Genomic DNA, 16,393 nt, shown 5'->3' with positions numbered 1-16,393 from the left:
GGCTATTGTCCCGCCTCGCTCCCCGTGCCCCGAACCAGGGTCGGCGTGGCGATGATCTCTCTCGTGATCTCGTCGGCCGCCCGCTGGGCGCTCGCGATGCAGGCGGGGATGCCGACGCCGTCGTAGGCCGCGCCGCAGACCCGCAGGGCGGGGAGCCCCGCGATCTCGTCGCGGATCCGGGCGACCCGGGTGTGGTGGCCGACCGGGTACTGCGGCAGGCCGCCGATCCAGCGGGTGACCTCGGTGTCGACCGGCCGGGCGGTGAGTCCGGTGGCCGCGGCGAGGTCGCGCAGGGAGACGGCGACGAGTTCCTCGTCCTCGCGGTGCAGATGGTCCTCCTCGCCGTACCGCCCCACGGAGGTGCGCAGGACGAACAGGTCGGGGGCGCTTTCGGCGACCCACTGCCACTTGTTGCTGGAGAACGTGGACGCCTTGATCGTGTGCCCGTCGACCGGTGGTACGAGGAAGCCGGAGCGGCCGCGCAGGGCCTCGTACCGCTCGATGTCGGCCCGCCGGAAGGCCAGGGTGACCAGGGCCATCGAGGCGTACTCGACGCCGGACAGCTCCGCGGAGGCGGCCGGGGACTCGGCGGCCAGCAGGGTGGCGGCGGACCAGGCGGGGGTGGCCAGGACGATGCCGTCGGCGGTGATGGTCCGGGGGTCCGTGCGGACGGCCCAGCCCGTTTCCGTACGGGTCAGGCCCAGGACGGGGGTCTCGGTGAGGATCTCGCCGCCGGCGGCCCGTACGGCGTCGCCGACGGCGTCCGGGAGGGTGCCGACGCCGCCCTCGATGCCCTGGAAGACGGGTCCGGTCTGCTGCCGGGCGGCGGCGCGCTCCTGGATGCGGCGTACGGCCTCCAGCAGCGGGCCGCCCTCCCGCACCGCTTCGAAGAGCTGGGGTACGGCGGCGCGCATCGAGATCCGGTAGGCGTCGCCGGCGTAGACCCCGCCGAGGAGGGGCTCCACCAGCCGGTCGACGACCTCGCGGCCGAGCCGGTCGGCGATGTAAGCGCCGACGGCGACGTCGTCGCCGACGGGGGTCGGGGTGAGGTCGCGCTCCTCGGCGATCCGGGCCAGCCCCTCGGGGGACAGCACCTCGCCGAGCACCGCCGGGTCGCCGGGGATGCCCATGACGTGCCCCTTGGGCATGGGGCGCAGCGCGTCGCGCGTCCACAGCGAGGCGGTGGCGGTGGCGGGCGGCTGAAGGCGGTCGGCGAGGCCGGCCTCGCGGGCCAGGGCGACCGCCTCGGGGCGCCGGGCGAGCATCGACTCAGCTCCCAGGTCGACCTGGACGCCCGCGACCTCGCCGGTCATGAGCTTGCCGCCGAGCCGGTCCGTCGCCTCCAGGAGGGTGACCCGCAGTCCGGTGGCGACCAGGCGGTGGGCGGCCGCCAGGCCGGCGATGCCTCCGCCGATGACGACGACGTGGCCCGGGGGCGTTTCCGCACGCTGTTGAGAGAGCTGCATGGGTCCACTCTCTCAAACCCGTACCGCGTCATGACCGTGACCACTTCGAAACCGCCCCCCGGCAACCGGTCCCGGGGCGGCCGCGTCGAACCGGCACCATCAACCGACGCCCTGGGGGGACCCGTTATGGATACGGACAGCGGAACCGATCGAACCTTCGCCCGCACACGGGCGGCGCTCGTGGCCGGGACGCTCGGCCTCCTGCTCGCCGTCGGCGGCTGCGGGGCGTCGGGCGACGCCTCGGACAGCGGCGCGAAGGCGGCGGACGGGAAGGCCGCCCCGCGTGAGGGGTTCACGGAGGAGGACGCACCCGCGGCCGCCTCCGCCGAGCCGCAGGCGGACGGGAAGGCCTCCGGGAAGAAGGCGCCGCCCGCGCCCGGGACCGCTCATGTCATCCGCACGGCCACCCTGTCCGTCGAGGTGAAGAGCGTGCCGAAGGCCGTCGCCGCCGCGCGCGCCGCCGCCGAGGGCGCGGGCGGCCTGGTGGCGACGGAGAACACCGAGCGGCTCGACGACACCTACGAGACCTCGCACCTGGTGCTGCGGGTGCCGCAGGCCCGGTTCCAGGAGGTGCTGGGGGAACTCTCCGGTTCCGGGAAGCTGCTCTCGCGCACCTCGGACGCGAAGGACGTCACCGACCAGGTGGTCGACGTGGACAGCCGGATCGCCACGCAGCGCGCGAGCGTGACGCGGGTGCGGGAGCTGATGGACAAGGCGGAGAAGATCAGCGATGTGGTCGCCCTGGAGGGCGAGCTGAGCAGCCGTCAGTCCGACCTGGAGTCGCTGCTCGCCCAGCAGGCGAGCCTGAAGGACCGGACCTCGCTGTCGACGATCACCCTGGACCTGACGCCGCCGGACGCCCCGGCCGACGACGGGGAGAAGGAGGACACCGGGTTCCTGGACGCGCTGAGCGGCGGCTGGGACGCGTTCGTGACGATGCTGCGGTGGATCGCGGTGGCGTTCGGAGCCACGTTCCCGTTCCTGCTCACCGTGGCCCTGGCGCTGCTGGTGTGGCGGGTGCTGCGCGCCCGGCGGGCGGCCCGCGAGGTCCCGGCGGCGCCCCGGCCGGAGGCGGAGGGGACTCCGGCGCCCTGAGGTCGCTCCAGCGCCGTAGCGTGGGGCCCTCACTCGGCGAAAGGGGACCCGGCATGGCAGCGGAGCGACTGGTGGTCATCGGCGGTGACGCGGCGGGCATGTCCGCCGCGTCACAGGCGCGCAGGCTGAAGGGGCCGGACGCGCTGGAGATCGTCGCCTTCGAGCGTGGCCACTTCTCCTCGTACTCCGCCTGCGGCATCCCGTACTGGGTGAGCGGCGACGTCGAGGCGCGCGACGACCTGATCGCCCGGACCCCCGAGGAGCACCGGGCGCGGGACATCGATCTGCGGATGCGGACCGAGGTGACCGAGCTCGACGTGGCCGGGCGGCGGGTGAAGGCGCTGGACCGGGAGAGCGGGCAGACGTACTGGACGGGCTTCGACAAGCTGGTGATCGCCACCGGGGCCCGTCCGGTGCGCCCGGCACTGCCCGGGATGGGCGCGGCCGGGGTGCACGGGGTGCAGACCCTGGACGACGGGCAGGCGCTCCTGGACTCGCTGGACGCCCTGGGCTCCGAGGAGACCCGCCGGGCGGTCGTGGTGGGCGCGGGGTACATCGGCGTCGAGATGGCCGAGGCGATGCTCGCGCGGGGCTTCGAGGTGACCGTCCTGAACCGGGGCGAGCAGCCGATGGCGACGCTCGACCCGGACATGGGGCGGCTCGTCCACGACGCGATGGACGGGCTGGGCATCACGACGGTCAACCGGGCCGCCGTCACCAAGATCCTCACCGGTCCGGACGGCCGGGTGAGCGAGGTGGCGACGGACGCGGGGACGTATCCGGCGGACGTGGTGGTCCTCGGCATCGGCGTGGAGCCGGAGACGGCGCTGGCGCGCGAAGCCGGGCTGCCGGTCGGGCCGCACGGCGGGCTGCTGACGGACCTGGCGATGCGGGTCGTCGGCCACGACGACATCTGGGCGGGCGGCGACTGCGTGGAGGTCCTGGACCTGGTGGCGGGCCGCACCCGGCACATCGCGCTGGGCACCCACGCCAACAAGCACGGCCAGGTGATCGGTTCCAACGTCGGGGGCGGTTACGGCACGTTCCCGGGCGTGGTCGGTACGGCGGTGAGCAAGGTCTGCGACCTGGAGATCGCCCGGACCGGGCTGCGGGAGAAGGACGCCCGTGCGGTCGGGCTGCGCTACGTCACGGCGACCATCGAGTCGACGCAGCGGGCGGGTTACTACCCGGGGGCGAAGCCGATGACGGTGAAGATGATCGCGGAGTACCGCACGGGCCGGCTGCTCGGCGTGCAGATCGTCGGCCGCGAGGGGGCGGCGAAGCGGGTGGACGTGGCGGCGGTGGCGCTGACGGCCGGGATGACGGTGGAGCAGATGACGGCGCTCGACCTGGGTTACGCCCCGCCGTTCTCGCCGGTCTGGGACCCGGTGCTGGTCGCCGCGCGCAGGACGGCGGCGGCGGTACGGAACGCGGGGAGCTGACGTCGGGGGCCGGGGCGCTTGTTCGCCCCGGCCGTCCGGTCGCTCAGCGCGCTGTCCGCGTGTGGACGTACTCCACGAGCCGGGTGAGGGCGTCCGGGTCCATGGTCGGCATGACTCCGTGGCCCAGGTTGAAGATGTGGCCCTCGAGCCCTGCGGCGGCGTCCAGCACCTCGCGGGTCTTCTCCTCGACGGCCGGGGTCGGCGCGTACAGCACCGCCGGGTCGAGGTTGCCCTGGAGCGCCTTGCCGGGGCCGACCCGGCGGGCGGCCTCGTCCAGCGGGACGCGCCAGTCGACGCCGACGACGTCCGCGCCTGCCTCGCCCATCAGGCCGAGGAGTTCGCCGGTGCCGACTCCGAAGTGGATGCGGGGGACGCCGTACGGGGCGACGGCGTCGAAGACCTTCGCGGAGGCGGGCAGCACCGCGCGGCGGTAGTCGGCGGGAGCCAGGGCGCCGACCCAGGAGTCGAAGAGCTGGACGGCGGAGGCGCCGGCCTCGATCTGCACCTTGAGGAAGGCGCCGGTGATCTCGGCGAGCCGGTCGACGAGGTCGGCCCAGAGCTGCGGGTCGCCGTACATCATCGCCTTGGTGCGCTCGTGGTTGCGCGAAGGGCCGCCCTCGACGAGGTAGCTGGCCAGGGTGAAGGGGGCCCCGGCGAAGCCGATGAGCGGGGTGGCGCCGAGCTCGGCGGTGAGCATCCCGATGGCCTCGGTGACGTACGGGACGTCCTCGGGCGTGAGGTCGCGCAGCCGGGCCAGGTCGGCGCGGGTGCGGATCGGCTCGGCGATGACCGGGCCGACGCCGGGCTTGATGTCGAGGTCGATGCCGATGGCCTTCAGGGGCACGACGATGTCGCTGAAGTAGATCGCGGCGTCGACCTTGTGGCGGCGTACGGGCTGCAGGGTGATCTCGGCGACCAGCTCCGGCATCATGCAGGAGTCGAGCATCGCGATGCCCTCGCGGACCTTCAGGTACTCGGGCAGCGAGCGTCCCGCCTGGCGCATGAACCAGACCGGCGTGTGGGAGACGGGTTCGCGGCGGCAGGCCCTGAGGAACGCCGAGTCGTGGGTGGCGTGGCGGACCGCGTCGAGGCTGGCGGAGGTCGTCGTCTGCTGGCCCGAAGGGCTGTCGTTGGCACTCACGCACAGAATCTTCGCACGCGGGCCGAAGGAGCCCGGCCCCGCACGGGTGTCTCTCCCTGCGCGAGGCCCGCCTTCCGCCTACTCTTCCCCGCATGGCTCCGGCTCAGGGACAGTTTTCCGATCATTCCGATGGCGTTGAGAGCAAGGACCGTGCGGAGGGTCCTTCCGTGCCGCCCGCGTTCCTGGCGGCGGTCGAAGCGCTGCGCTCCGCGCGCCTCCGCCCGGAGCTGGAGGTGGAGGTGACCCGGCCGCCCCAGCGCCTCGCGCCGCACGCGTACGCCCTGGAGGCGGCGGTGGTGGACGGCGAGGACGATCTCGCGGACGGCAGGCTGGTCCTGCTGCACGATCCGGCGGGGCACGACGCCTGGCAGGGCGCGTTCCGGCTGGTGACGCTGGTGCGGGCGGAGCTGGAGCCGGAGATGGCGGCGGACCCGCTGCTCCCGGAGGTGTGCTGGTCCTGGCTGACGGGTGCGCTGGACGCACGGGGCCTGTCGTACGGAGAGGCCGGCGGAACGGTGACACGCGCCGGATCGCACTACTTCGGTGCGCTGTCCGCGCGCCGTCCGGCGACGCAGATCGAGATCCGCGCCTCGTGGACGCCGCGCGAGGGGCGGGGCGGGTTTCCGGACGCGGCGTCACACCTGATGGCCTGGGGCGATCTGCTGTGCCAGATCGCGGGACTGCCGCCGTCGGATCCGGCGGACGCGGCGGTGGTGACGCTGCCGCAGCGGCGCGGACCGCAGGTTTCATAACATTCCGTCACCCGTATCGCACAAGCACCGGCTCTCTTTTCGTACAATCGATCGCGCGTCCTATTTGCCCGAATTGTTACTCACCAAATCGTGATCTTCTCCTAAAGGAGGACGGCTCCGCTGCCGAAGAGGTCAATGACCCTTCAAGCACGGTTCGCCCCCGGCTTCACCCCCGAGCCGGCCCGTCCCGCCACTCCCCCCAGGAGGCCTGGTGTCCGTTCTCCTTGAGCAGCCCGCAAGCCTGGTCGCCTACCGCCCGAACAAGCCGACGGCCATGGTCGTCGTGGCCGACCCGCGCGTCCGTTCCACCGTCACCCGCCATCTGTGGGCCCTCGGAGTACGTGACGTCATCGAAGCGTCGTCCATCGCGGAGGCACGCCCCCGCGTCGGCAACCCGCGCGACATCTGCATTGCCGACGTCCACCTGCCCGACGGTTCCGGGCTGACCCTGCTGTCCGAGACCCGAGCCGCAGGCTGGCCCAACGGTCTCGCCCTCTCCGCCGCCGACGACATCGGCGCCGTTCGCAACGCCCTCGCGGGCGGCGTGAAGGGCTACGTCGTCACCGGCACCCGAACCAACATCGGTCACCCCACGCGCCCCGGCGTCGCCCCCATCGGCGCCAACGCCGCCCGTATGCACCGCAGGCCTCCCGGTTCCCCGAGCCACCCGGGCGGCTACCGCGAACTGTCCGGACGTGAGGTGGAGGTGCTCCGCCTGGTCGCCGAAGGCCAGTCCAACAAGGCCATCGGCGTCTCGATGGGCCTCTCCGCCCTGACCGTCAAATCCCACCTCGCCCGCATCGCCCGCAAGCTCGGGACCGGAGACCGTGCCGGCATGGTCGCGGTCGCCCTGCGGACGGGCATCATCCACTGACCGCACCCCGCCGGGACGTGCACCGATGCGTCTCCGGCTGGAATACGTGCACGGAGCCCGTCGACGGAACGTTCCGTCGACGGGCTCCGTGCATACACAGATACCCTTGACACGTGACCGACGCCCAAGAGACCGCAGCAGACACTTCACTGCGAACCACCGGGGGCGCTCCCCCGGACGACGTCGCCCCGGCGCCGATCCCCTTGCTCGAACCGCGCGAGGGCATTCCCCCGGTGGTGACGTCCGACGACGCCCTCGCCCGGGTGATCGCGGCCTTCGCCGCGGGCACCGGCCCGGTGGCCGTCGACGCCGAGCGCGCCTCGGGGTATCGCTACGGCCAGCGCGCCTACCTCGTACAGCTGCGCCGCGAGGGCGCGGGCAGCGCCCTGGTCGACCCGGTCGGCTGCCCCGACCTCTCGAGCCTCGGCTCCGCGCTGAGCGGCACCGAGTGGATCCTGCACGCGGCGACCCAGGACCTGCCGTGCCTGCGGGACATAGGCATGACCCCCACCTCGCTGTTCGACACCGAGCTGGCCGGACGCCTCGCGGGCTTCCCGCGTGTCGGCCTCGGCGCGATGGTGGGGAACGTCCTCGGATACGCCCTGGAGAAGGGCCACTCCGCGGTCGACTGGTCCACCCGCCCACTGCCCGAGCCCTGGCTGCGCTACGCCGCGCTCGACGTGGAGCTCCTGATCGACCTGCGCGACGCGCTGGAGGAGGAGCTGGAGCGGCAGGGCAAGCTGGAATGGGCCCGCGAGGAGTTCGACGCCATCGCCTCCGCGCCGCCCGCACCGCCCCGCAAGGACCCCTGGCGGCGCACCTCGGGCATGCACAAGGTGCGCCGCCGCCGTCAGATGGCCGTCGTCCGGGAGCTGTGGACCACCCGTGACCAGGTCGCCCAGCGCCGCGACGTCTCGCCGGGCAAGGTGCTCGGCGACGCCGCGATCGTCGAGGCCGCGCTCGCGCTGCCGGTCGATGTGCAGGCCCTGACCGCGCTGCCGGGATTCGGCCACCGCATGGGCCGCCGTCAGCTGGAGCAGTGGCAGGCGGCGGTGGACCGGGCCAGGGCGCTGCCCGAGTCGGAGCTGCCGCAGCCCGGTCAGCAGCCGGCCGGACCGCCTCCGCCACGCTCCTGGGCCGACAAGGACCCGGCCGCCGCCGCCCGGCTCTCGGCCGCCCGCACCGCCGTCTCCGAGCTGGCAGAACGCCTCCACATGCCCCAGGAGAACCTGATCACCCCGGACACCGTGCGCCGGATCTGCTGGGAGCCGCCGACGCGCCCGACCCCGGGCGCCGTCGAGGACACCCTCGCCGGGTACGGGGCACGGAACTGGCAGATCCAGCAGGTCGCCCCGCTCCTGGTCCGGGCGCTGGACGCCGGCGCCTGATCCGCACGCCGCCCACCCGAACCCCCCGGCCGTCGGCCGGGGGGTTCGACTTCCCGGCGGGAATCACGGAAGCCACAGGGGTTACGGGGGACGGACATGGACACCGCGGCGTACGGCGACTGGATTCGCGCGTTCGAGACCGCGCGGCAGGAACGCGCGGAGCGCGGAGATCCGGACTGGCGGACAGGAGTGCCGCCGCACCCGTCGATCCGGCGCAGTGTGCAGCGGTTCCAGGTCGGCGAGGACGGCGACGGTGCCGAGCTGATCACCAAAGCGGAGGCGGCCGGCGACGCAGAGTACGCGTCGGCGGTACGGATGTTCGTCGCGGAGGAGCGAAATCACGCCAGGTTGCTGGCGCTCCTGCTCTCCTCGGGCGGTGCGCCGGTGATCGCCTCGCACTGGAGCGACCGGATCTTCGTGACGCTGCGCCGGGCGCTGGGGCTCCGCCTCGAACTGCTGGTCCTGATGATCGCGGAGACGGTCGCGCTGCGGTACTACCGGGCCCTGCGGGACGGGGGCGAGGACGCGCTGACGCGGGAGGTGGCGGCGCGGATCCTGGCCGACGAGGAACGGCATGTGCCCTTCCACTGCCACCGGCTGCGCCGGGCGCTGCGCCCGTTGCCGTCGCCGGTGCGGGTGCTGGCCACTTCCGGATGGTGTGCGGCCCTGGCCGTGGCCTCGGCGGTGGTGGCCGTGGACCACGGTCCGGCGCTGCGGCGGCTGGGGGTCGGCCGGAGGCGGTTCGTGGCGGAGGTCGTCCGGTCCTCGGGGCCGATCGCGGCGTCCATGCGGTGAGCGGCGGGGCCGGAACGTAACGTTGAGGCGTCCTGGCGGCCGTCGGACCGGTGTGACCTTCGACGCTCCGGCCGCGGGGGGTGGGCAGTCTGGTTACCCGCAAGTAGCATGATGGCAGGCGGTGCGTCCCCGTGGCGTGCCCCGCAGCAGTGCCATCCCGCACCCTGGAGGAGAGCCACCGTGCCTCGTACCATCCGGGACGTCGTCTTCGTCGACGGCGTCCGCACCCCGTTCGGCAAAGCGGGCCCGAAGGGCATCTACCACGAGACCCGCGCCGACGACCTCGTCGTGAAGGCCATCCGGGAGCTGCTGCGCCGCAACCCGGACCTGGACCCCAAGAAGATCGACGAGGTCGCCATCGCCGCGACCACGCAGATCGGGGACCAGGGCCTCACGCTGGGCCGTACCGCCGGAATCCTGGCCGGTCTGCCGCAGTCCGTCCCCGGCTACTCGATCGACCGCATGTGCGCGGGCGCGCTGACCGCCGTCACCTCGACGGCCGGTTCCATCGCCTTCGGCGCCTACGACGTCGTCGTGGCCGGTGGCGTCGAGCACATGGGCCGCCACCCGATGGGCGAGGGCGTCGACCCGAACCCGCGCTTCGTGTCGGAGAAGCTGGTCGACGAGTCCGCCCTGTTCATGGGCATGACGGCGGAGAACCTGCACGACCGCTACCCCACGATCACCAAGGAGCGCGCCGACGCCTACGCGGTGCGTTCGCAGGAGAAGGCCGCCAAGGCGTACGCCAACGGCAAGATCCAGCAGGACCTCGTACCGGTCTCGGTGCGCCGCACCAACCCCGAAGCCGGTGAGACGGGCTGGGGCCTGGTCACCGCCGACGAGCCGATGCGCCCGGGCACCACCATGGAGTCCCTCGCGGGCCTCAAGACCCCCTTCCGCGCCCACGGCCGCGTGACGGCCGGTAACGCCGCGGGGCTCAACGACGGCGCCACCGCCTCGCTGCTCGCCGCCGAGGACGTCGCCAACGAGCTCGGTCTCCCGGTCAGGATGCGCCTCGTCTCCTACGCCTTCGCGGGCGTCGAGCCGGAGGTCATGGGCTACGGTCCGATCCCGGCGACCGAGAAGGCGCTGGCCCAGGCCGGTCTGGGCATCGAGGACATCGGTCTCTTCGAGATCAACGAGGCGTTCGCCGTGCAGGTGCTCGCCTTCCTCGAGCACTACGGCATCGCCGACGACGACGCCCGGGTCAACCAGTACGGCGGCGCGATCGCCTACGGCCACCCGCTGGCCTCCTCCGGTGTCCGGCTCATGACGCAGCTGGCCCGGCAGTTCGAGGAGCAGCCCGAGGTCCGCTACGGCCTGACCACGATGTGCGTCGGCTTCGGCATGGGCGCCACGGTCGTCTGGGAGAACCCGCACTTCAACGCTGACGGAGGCAACAAGTGAGCTCCACCACTGAGCTTCTGAAGGGTGCGGCCGAGCTGTTCCCCGGCGAGGTCGTCACGCAGGCGCACGTACGGCACCTGGATCTGCCTTACGGCGCCGGGCGGTTCGCGCTGATCACGCTGGACAACGGCCTGGACCACACCAAGCCGACCACCTTCGGACCGCAGTCGCTGGCGAACCTGAACGCCGCCATCGACCAGGTCGAGAAGGAGGCCTCCGAGGGCACCATCACCGGTGCCGGCATCACGGGCAAGCCGTTCATCTTCGCGGTCGGCGCCGACCTCAAGGGCGTCGAGCTGCTGAGCCGTCACGAGGACGCGCTGGCCATCGGCAAGGGCGGCCACGACGTCTTCCGCCGCCTGGCCGGTCTCGCGGTCCCCACCTTCGCGTACTACAACGGCGCGGCCATGGGCGGCGGTGTCGAGGTCGGCCTGCACTGCACCTACCGCACCGTCTCCAAGGCGCTCCCGGCGTTCTCGCTGCCCGAGGTCTTCCTCGGCCTGGTCCCCGGCTGGGGCGGCTGCGCGCTGCTCCCGAACCTGATCGGCGCGGACCGCGCGGTCTCGGTGATCATCGAGAACTCGCTGAACCAGAACCGCCAGCTCAAGGGCAAGCAGGTCTTCGAACTCGGCATCGCGGACGCGCTGTTCGAGGGTGCGGACTTCCTGGAGCAGTCGCTGATCTGGACCGCGAACGTGCTCAAGGGCTCGGTCACGGTCGAGCGCGCCGAGGTCGACCGCGGTGAGGCCTGGGACCAGGCCGTCGCGCGTGGCCGGGCCATCGCCGACTCCAAGGTGCACGGTGCGGCCCCTGCCGCGTACCGCGCGCTGGACATCATCGCGGCGGCGAAGGACGGCGACCTGAGCGCCGGCTTCGACGCCGAGGACCGGGCGCTGGCGGACCTGATCATGGGCGGCGAGCTGCGCAGCGGCATCTACGCCTTCAACCTGGTCCAGAAGCGGGCCAAGCGCCCGGCCGGCGCCCCGGACAAGAACCTGGCCCGCCCGGTCACCAAGGTCGGCGTCGTCGGCGCGGGCCTGATGGCCTCGCAGCTGGCGCTGCTGTTCCTGCGCCGCCTGGAGGTCCCGGTCGTCCTCACGGACATCGACCAGGAGCGCGTCGACAAGGGTGTGGGCTACGTCCACGCCGAGATCGAGAAGCTGCTCGGCAAGGGCCGCATCAACCAGGACAAGGCCAACCGCCTCAAGGGCCTGGTCTCCGGTGTCCTGGACAAGGCCGAGGGCTTCGCGGACGCGGACTTCATCATCGAGGCCGTCTTCGAGGAGATCGGCGTCAAGCAGCAGGTGTTCGCGGAGGTCGAGGCGGTCGCCCCGGCGCACGCGATCCTCGCCACCAACACCTCCTCGCTGTCGGTGACCGAGATGGCGTCGAAGCTGAAGAACCCCGAGCGGGTCGTCGGCTTCCACTTCTTCAACCCGGTCGCGATCCTCCCGCTCCTGGAGATCGTCCGCGGCGAGCAGACCGACGACGCCTCGCTGGCGACGGCGTTCGGTGTGGCCCGCAAGCTGAAGAAGACCGCGGTCCTGGTGAAGGACGCCCCGGCGTTCGTCGTCAACCGCATCCTCACCCGCTTCATGGGCGAGATCCAGAACGTCATCGACGAGGGCACCCCGGTCGAGGTCGCGGAGAAGGCCGTCGAGCCGCTCGGCCTGCCGATGTCCCCGCTGGTGCTCCTGGAGCTGGTCGGCCCGGCCATCGGCCTGCACGTCTCCGAGACCCTGAACCGCGCCTTCCCGGAGCGCTTCACCGTCTCCGAGAACCTCGCGGCGGTCGTGAAGGCCGGCAAGCGCGGCTTCTACCTCTACGACTCCGGTGCGCCGGTCCTCGACCCCGAGGTCGCCGCCCTCCTCAAGCAGGGCGACACCGTCCTCACCGAGGAGCAGACCCGCGACCGCGTGCTCGACGCGGTGGCGCAGGAGATCGGCCTGATGCTGGACGAGGGCGTCGTCGCCGAGGCCCAGGACATCGACCTGTGCCTGATCACCGGTGCGGGCTGGCCGTTCCACCTGGGCGGCATCACGCCGTACCTGGACCGTGAGGGCGTCTCCCAGCGGGTGAACGGCAAGCCGTTCCTCGCACAGGGCGTGGCGAGCGTTCCCGCCTGACCGCTCCGCACGGAACAAACGAGCTCGGGCCGTACAGGACATACTCCCTGTACGGCCCGAGCTCGTATCCGGCCGGATTCACCAGCGGGCGGCTAAGGGGAGATGCTCGCAGCTCGTCGCGCTCAAGCAGTTCCTGGTCGGCGGCACGGTGGACGAGACCGCCCGCTTCGCGCTGCCCCGCGAGCTGGAGAGCGTCCGCGCCCTGGACCATCCCCACATCGTGTCGTTCCGCGGCAGGGTCCACCTGGACGAGCAGTTCTGGTTCGCCTGCGAGTACTGCCCTGGCGGCAGCCTGGAGCGGCTGGCCGCCCGGCACGGGGGCCGGATGCCGCCCTGGCCGGCGCTCCCGGTCGCGCACCAGGTGCTGACCGCACTCGCGTACGCGCACGGAGTGCCGCTGCCCGGGCGCCGCCCCGGCGCACGGACTCGCACACCGGGACGTGAACGTCCGCGAACATCCTGTTCGCGGACCCGGGACCGGGACCGGAGGGGCCGCAGGCCCGCCCTCCGCACCGGCGTGCGGCGGCGTCCAGCGGTTGCCGGAGATCCCGGACCCGCCTCCCGGGCCGATCATGAATCCGTATGCCGTGGACGCGCGCCCGTCTCGGCCCCGAGCGGCCATCCGTCCTCGGTGGATCCCTCAGGAGCGTCCACCGGAACACGCACTCCCGCGATCTGTTGTTCTATAGTGCTCGGTCAGTCGAACACTCACGGACCGGTCACACCCCCCACCCGAGTCCCACGCACTCCCCTGCCCTCCTGGGCGATGAGATGGAGGACTCGAGCACGATGAGCAACGACGAAGCGACGCCAGGCCCCCGCGCCTCCCGACGATCGACCGAACCCCGCAAGCGCCGCCGCGGCCTCAAGATCACCCTCGGTGTCCTGCTCGTCCTGCTGCTCGCCACCGGCGGCACCGTCTACTGGCTCTACAGCCGGCTAGACGGGAACATCAAGGGCGTCGACATCGAGAAGGCGCTCGGCGAGGACCGCCCGGAGAAGCTTCCCACCAGCGGGCAGAACCTGCTGGTCCTCGGCTCGGACTCGCGTGCCGGGGCGGAGAACAGGGAGCTGGGCGGCGGCGGGGCCGTCAGCGGCGCCCGCTCCGACACCGCGATGGTGGTGCACATACCCGAGGGCCGGTCGAAGGCCGTCGCCGTCTCCATCCCGCGCGACACCCTGGTGACCCGGCCCGAGTGCGTCGGGGACGACGGTTCCACGGTGTCGGCCAAGGAGCGCGTCATGTTCAACTCCGTCTACGCGCAGGTCGGTCCGGCCTGTGTGGTGAAGACGGTGGAGAAGATGTCCGGTGTCCGCATCGACCACTACCTGGAGATCGACTTCGCCGGGTTCAAGGACCTGGTCGACGCCATCGGCGGGGTCACCGTCGACGTACCGCAGGACATCGACGACAAGGCGTCGGGGCTGCACCTCACCGCCGGCCCGCAGAAGCTGGACGGCGCCGAGTCCCTGGCGTACGTCCGGACCCGGCACGGCATCGGCGACGGCAGCGACCTCGGCCGCATCGGGCTCCAGCAGCAGTTCCTGCTGGCCCTGCTGAGCGAGGTCAAGTCGCAGGACCTGCTGGGCAGTCCGGCGAGCTCCTACAAGATCGCCGACTCGGCCACCAAGGCGCTCACCACCGACTCCGGGCTCGCCTCGCTCACCTCGCTGGCGGAGTTCGCCCGTTCGATGAACGGCGTCGACCCGGCCTCGATGGAGACGATCATGCTGCCGGTGGCGTACGACAGGATCGACCCGAACCGGGTGATCGCGTCCGAACCGCAGTCGGGTCAGCTGTGGAAGGCGATCCGAGAGGACACCACGATCCCCGAGGAAGCGAAGAGGTCCCCCGCGACCGGGGGCTGACGGACCGTCGTACCGCTCTCCCCGTGACACCCTGCCGGGATGAGCGAGGACGATACGGTGCTGGTGATCGTGGACGCCGCCAATGTGGTCGGTTCCGTGCCCGACGGGTGGTGGCGGGACCGGCGCGGGGCGGCGGTACGGCTGCGGGACTCGTTGGTCCCGTACGCGGCGGCCGGGCTGCCCGGGCTGCCCGGCCCGATCGAGCTGGTGCTCGTCGTCGAAGGGGCCGCCCGGGGCGTCGCGTCGGTGGCCGGGGTCCGGGTCGCACCGGCCCCCGGCAGCGGCGACGACCTGATCGCCGAGCTGGCGGCCGGGGCCTCCCCTGGCCGGGACTGCGTCGTCGTCACCGCCGACCGCGGACTGCGGCAGCGGGTCGAGGCGTACGGGGCCCGGTGCGTGGGACCCCGTACGGTACGGCCGCTGCCGCAGTACGGGGACGAGGAACGCTAGCGCTCCGACCTGGCCATGCGGCTGTGGGAGCGCCCGTACACGAAGTAGATGATCACCCCGAGGACCATCCAGGCGCCGAAGCGCACCCAGGTCTCCACCGGCAGATTGAGCATCAGCCAGACCGAGGCGGCCACCGAGGCGACCGGGAGCACCGGCACCCACGGGGTACGGAACGCACGGGGCAGGTTCGGCTGGGTGCGGCGCAGGACCAGGACGCCGAGGGCGACGATGACGAACGCGAAGAGCGTGCCGATGTTCACCAGGGTGGCGAGCTCCTCGATGCTCGTGAACCCGGCGATGATCGCGATCAGCACGCCGAGCAGGATCGTCGGGCGGTAGGGCGTGCGGAAGCGCGGGTGCGTCTTGGAGAAGAAGCGCGGCAGCAGGCCGTCGCGGCTCATCGCGAAGAAGACCCGGGTCTGGCCGAGCAGCAGGATCATGCAGACCGTGGTGAGACCGACCGCCGCGCCGAAGCTGATCACCCCGGCGTAGAAGGGGTGCCCGGTGGCCTTGAAGGCGTCGGCGAGCGGGGCGCTGACGGAGAGTTCGCTGTAGTGCTGCATGCCGGTGACCACGATCGAGACCGCCACGTAGAGCACCGTGCAGATGATGAGCGAGCCGAGGATGCCGCGCGGCATGTCGCGCTGGGGCAGCTTGGTCTCCTCGGCCGCGGTGGCCACCACGTCGAAGCCGATGAAGGCGAAGAAGACGATGGAGGCGGCGGTGAAGATGCCCATCACGCCGAAGTTCGTGGGTTCGTAGCCGAACAGCAGCTGCACGAGCGGCGCGTCCCAGCCCGAGCCGGCGGGCTGCTTCTCGGCCGGCGGGATGAAGGGCTCGTAGTTCTCGGCCTTGATGAAGAACAGGCCCGCGATGATCACCATGAGGACCACCGCGACCTTGATCGCCACCACGACCGAGGTGACCCGGGCGGACAGCTTCATGCCGACGACGAGGATGACGGTCAGCACCAGCACCAGGGCGAAGGCCAGGACGTCGAAGCCGAATCCCTCCGCCACATCCGGTCCCGAGAGCACTTCGGGCATCGTCCAGTCGACGTTGTCCATCAGTGAGCGGACGTAACCGGACCAGCCGACCGCGACCACCGCGGTGCCCAGCGCGAACTCCAGCACCAGGTCCCAGCCGATGATCCAGGCAACCAGTTCGCCCAGCGCGGCGTACGCGAAGGTGTACGCGGAGCCGGCCACCGGGACGGTGGAGGCGAACTCGGCGTAGCAGAGCGCGGCCAGCGCGCACACGACGCCCGCCACGGCGAAAGCGATGGCCGTGGCGGGGCCCGCCGTCTCCTTGGCGACCTGGCCGGTGAGAACGAAGATGCCGGTGCCGATGATGACGCCGACGCCGAAGACCGTCAGGTCCAGGGCGGAGAGGGACTTCCTGAGCGCGTGTTCCGGCTCCTCGGTGTCGAGGATCGACTGTTCGACGGACTTGGTGCGGAACATGCCGTCTCCGCGGGGTGGTGTGACCTGCGCGCTCACCTGAGATACCTCCACGCGTTCGTTGTGAACGCCATGATGTGGACCGGCCCGCGCATGACCGCGCCATCCGGCCCGTTTCATGCGAACGG

General features: G+C 72.0%; 14 protein-coding genes. 11 read left to right on the top strand and 3 right to left on the bottom strand.

The genetic code is table 11. The features are described from left to right. Nucleotides 1-2: 2 nt before the first annotated feature. A complete protein-coding gene (gene hemG / locus IG90_RS0105135; protein ID WP_030578185.1) occupies nt 3-1,466 on the bottom strand; it encodes a protoporphyrinogen oxidase in 1,464 nt (487 codons plus the stop codon). Between the two features lie 126 nt (nt 1,467-1,592). Here hemG and IG90_RS0105130 point away from each other — a divergent pair, with 126 nt between their 5' ends. Together IG90_RS0105130 and IG90_RS0105125 are read left to right on the top strand one after the other, a co-directional pair. Beyond that, nucleotides 1,593-2,561, top strand: a complete 969-nt coding sequence (locus IG90_RS0105130) for a DUF4349 domain-containing protein (protein ID WP_030578180.1) — start codon at nt 1,593-1,595, stop codon at nt 2,559-2,561. 53 nt (nt 2,562-2,614) lie between these two features. Further along, on the top strand, nt 2,615-4,003 hold the full coding sequence (locus tag IG90_RS0105125; RefSeq protein ID WP_030578178.1) for an FAD-dependent oxidoreductase: 1,389 nt from the start codon (nt 2,615-2,617) through the stop codon (nt 4,001-4,003). A gap of 43 nt (nt 4,004-4,046) precedes the next feature. Here the strand turns inward: IG90_RS0105125 and hemE are convergent, their stop codons facing one another. Further along, a complete protein-coding gene (gene hemE, locus IG90_RS0105120) occupies nt 4,047-5,144 on the bottom strand; it encodes a uroporphyrinogen decarboxylase (protein ID WP_030578175.1) in 1,098 nt (365 codons plus the stop codon). Nucleotides 5,145-5,236: 92 nt separating this feature from the next. Here hemE and IG90_RS0105115 point away from each other — a divergent pair, with 92 nt between their 5' ends. The 9 genes from IG90_RS0105115 (at nt 5,237) to IG90_RS0105080 (ending at nt 14,805) form a co-directional block, all read left to right on the top strand. Then, a complete protein-coding gene (locus IG90_RS0105115; RefSeq protein WP_030578171.1) occupies nt 5,237-5,896 on the top strand; it encodes a DUF3000 domain-containing protein in 660 nt (219 codons plus the stop codon). A gap of 211 nt (nt 5,897-6,107) precedes the next feature. Next, nucleotides 6,108-6,770, top strand: coding sequence for a response regulator transcription factor (locus tag IG90_RS0105110; RefSeq protein ID WP_003965521.1), 663 nt, complete (start codon nt 6,108-6,110; stop codon nt 6,768-6,770). A gap of 113 nt (nt 6,771-6,883) precedes the next feature. Further along, nucleotides 6,884-8,158, top strand: coding sequence for an HRDC domain-containing protein (locus IG90_RS0105105; RefSeq protein WP_030578168.1), 1,275 nt, complete (start codon nt 6,884-6,886; stop codon nt 8,156-8,158). Nucleotides 8,159-8,254: 96 nt separating this feature from the next. After that, nucleotides 8,255-8,953, top strand: a complete 699-nt coding sequence (locus IG90_RS0105100) for a ferritin-like domain-containing protein (RefSeq protein ID WP_030578165.1) — start codon at nt 8,255-8,257, stop codon at nt 8,951-8,953. A gap of 180 nt (nt 8,954-9,133) precedes the next feature. Then, nucleotides 9,134-10,360, top strand: coding sequence for a thiolase family protein (locus tag IG90_RS0105095; RefSeq protein WP_030578162.1), 1,227 nt, complete (start codon nt 9,134-9,136; stop codon nt 10,358-10,360). Further along, nucleotides 10,357-12,486 (top strand): 3-hydroxyacyl-CoA dehydrogenase NAD-binding domain-containing protein, encoded by a 2,130-nt coding sequence (locus tag IG90_RS0105090; protein WP_030578160.1) that lies wholly within the window; start codon nt 10,357-10,359, stop codon nt 12,484-12,486. Before IG90_RS0105095 ends, IG90_RS0105090 begins: the two co-directional genes overlap by 4 nt. Before the next feature lie 40 nt (nt 12,487-12,526). Then, the gene (locus IG90_RS47030) at nt 12,527-13,279 is read left to right on the top strand and encodes a protein kinase domain-containing protein (protein WP_411572613.1); all 753 of its coding nucleotides are present in this window, start codon (nt 12,527-12,529) and stop codon (nt 13,277-13,279) included. Continuing rightward, nucleotides 13,276-14,355, top strand: coding sequence for an LCP family protein (locus tag IG90_RS0105085; RefSeq protein WP_030578157.1), 1,080 nt, complete (start codon nt 13,276-13,278; stop codon nt 14,353-14,355). The genes IG90_RS47030 and IG90_RS0105085 overlap by 4 nt, the downstream gene beginning before the upstream one ends. A gap of 39 nt (nt 14,356-14,394) precedes the next feature. Beyond that, nucleotides 14,395-14,805, top strand: coding sequence for an NYN domain-containing protein (locus IG90_RS0105080; RefSeq protein WP_030578154.1), 411 nt, complete (start codon nt 14,395-14,397; stop codon nt 14,803-14,805). Here the strand turns inward: IG90_RS0105080 and IG90_RS0105075 are convergent. Further along, a complete protein-coding gene (locus IG90_RS0105075) occupies nt 14,802-16,268 on the bottom strand; it encodes an amino acid permease (protein ID WP_030578151.1) in 1,467 nt (488 codons plus the stop codon). The two genes, IG90_RS0105080 and IG90_RS0105075, sit on opposite strands and share 4 nt — an antisense overlap. Between the last annotated feature and the right edge of the window lie 125 nt (nt 16,269-16,393).

This window comes from Streptomyces anulatus (assembly GCF_000721175.1).
Classification (GTDB): Bacteria; Actinomycetota; Actinomycetes; order Streptomycetales; family Streptomycetaceae; genus Streptomyces; species Streptomyces anulatus_C.
Note: the sequence above shows the minus strand (reverse complement) of the source record. Positions and strands in the feature narration are given on the sequence as shown.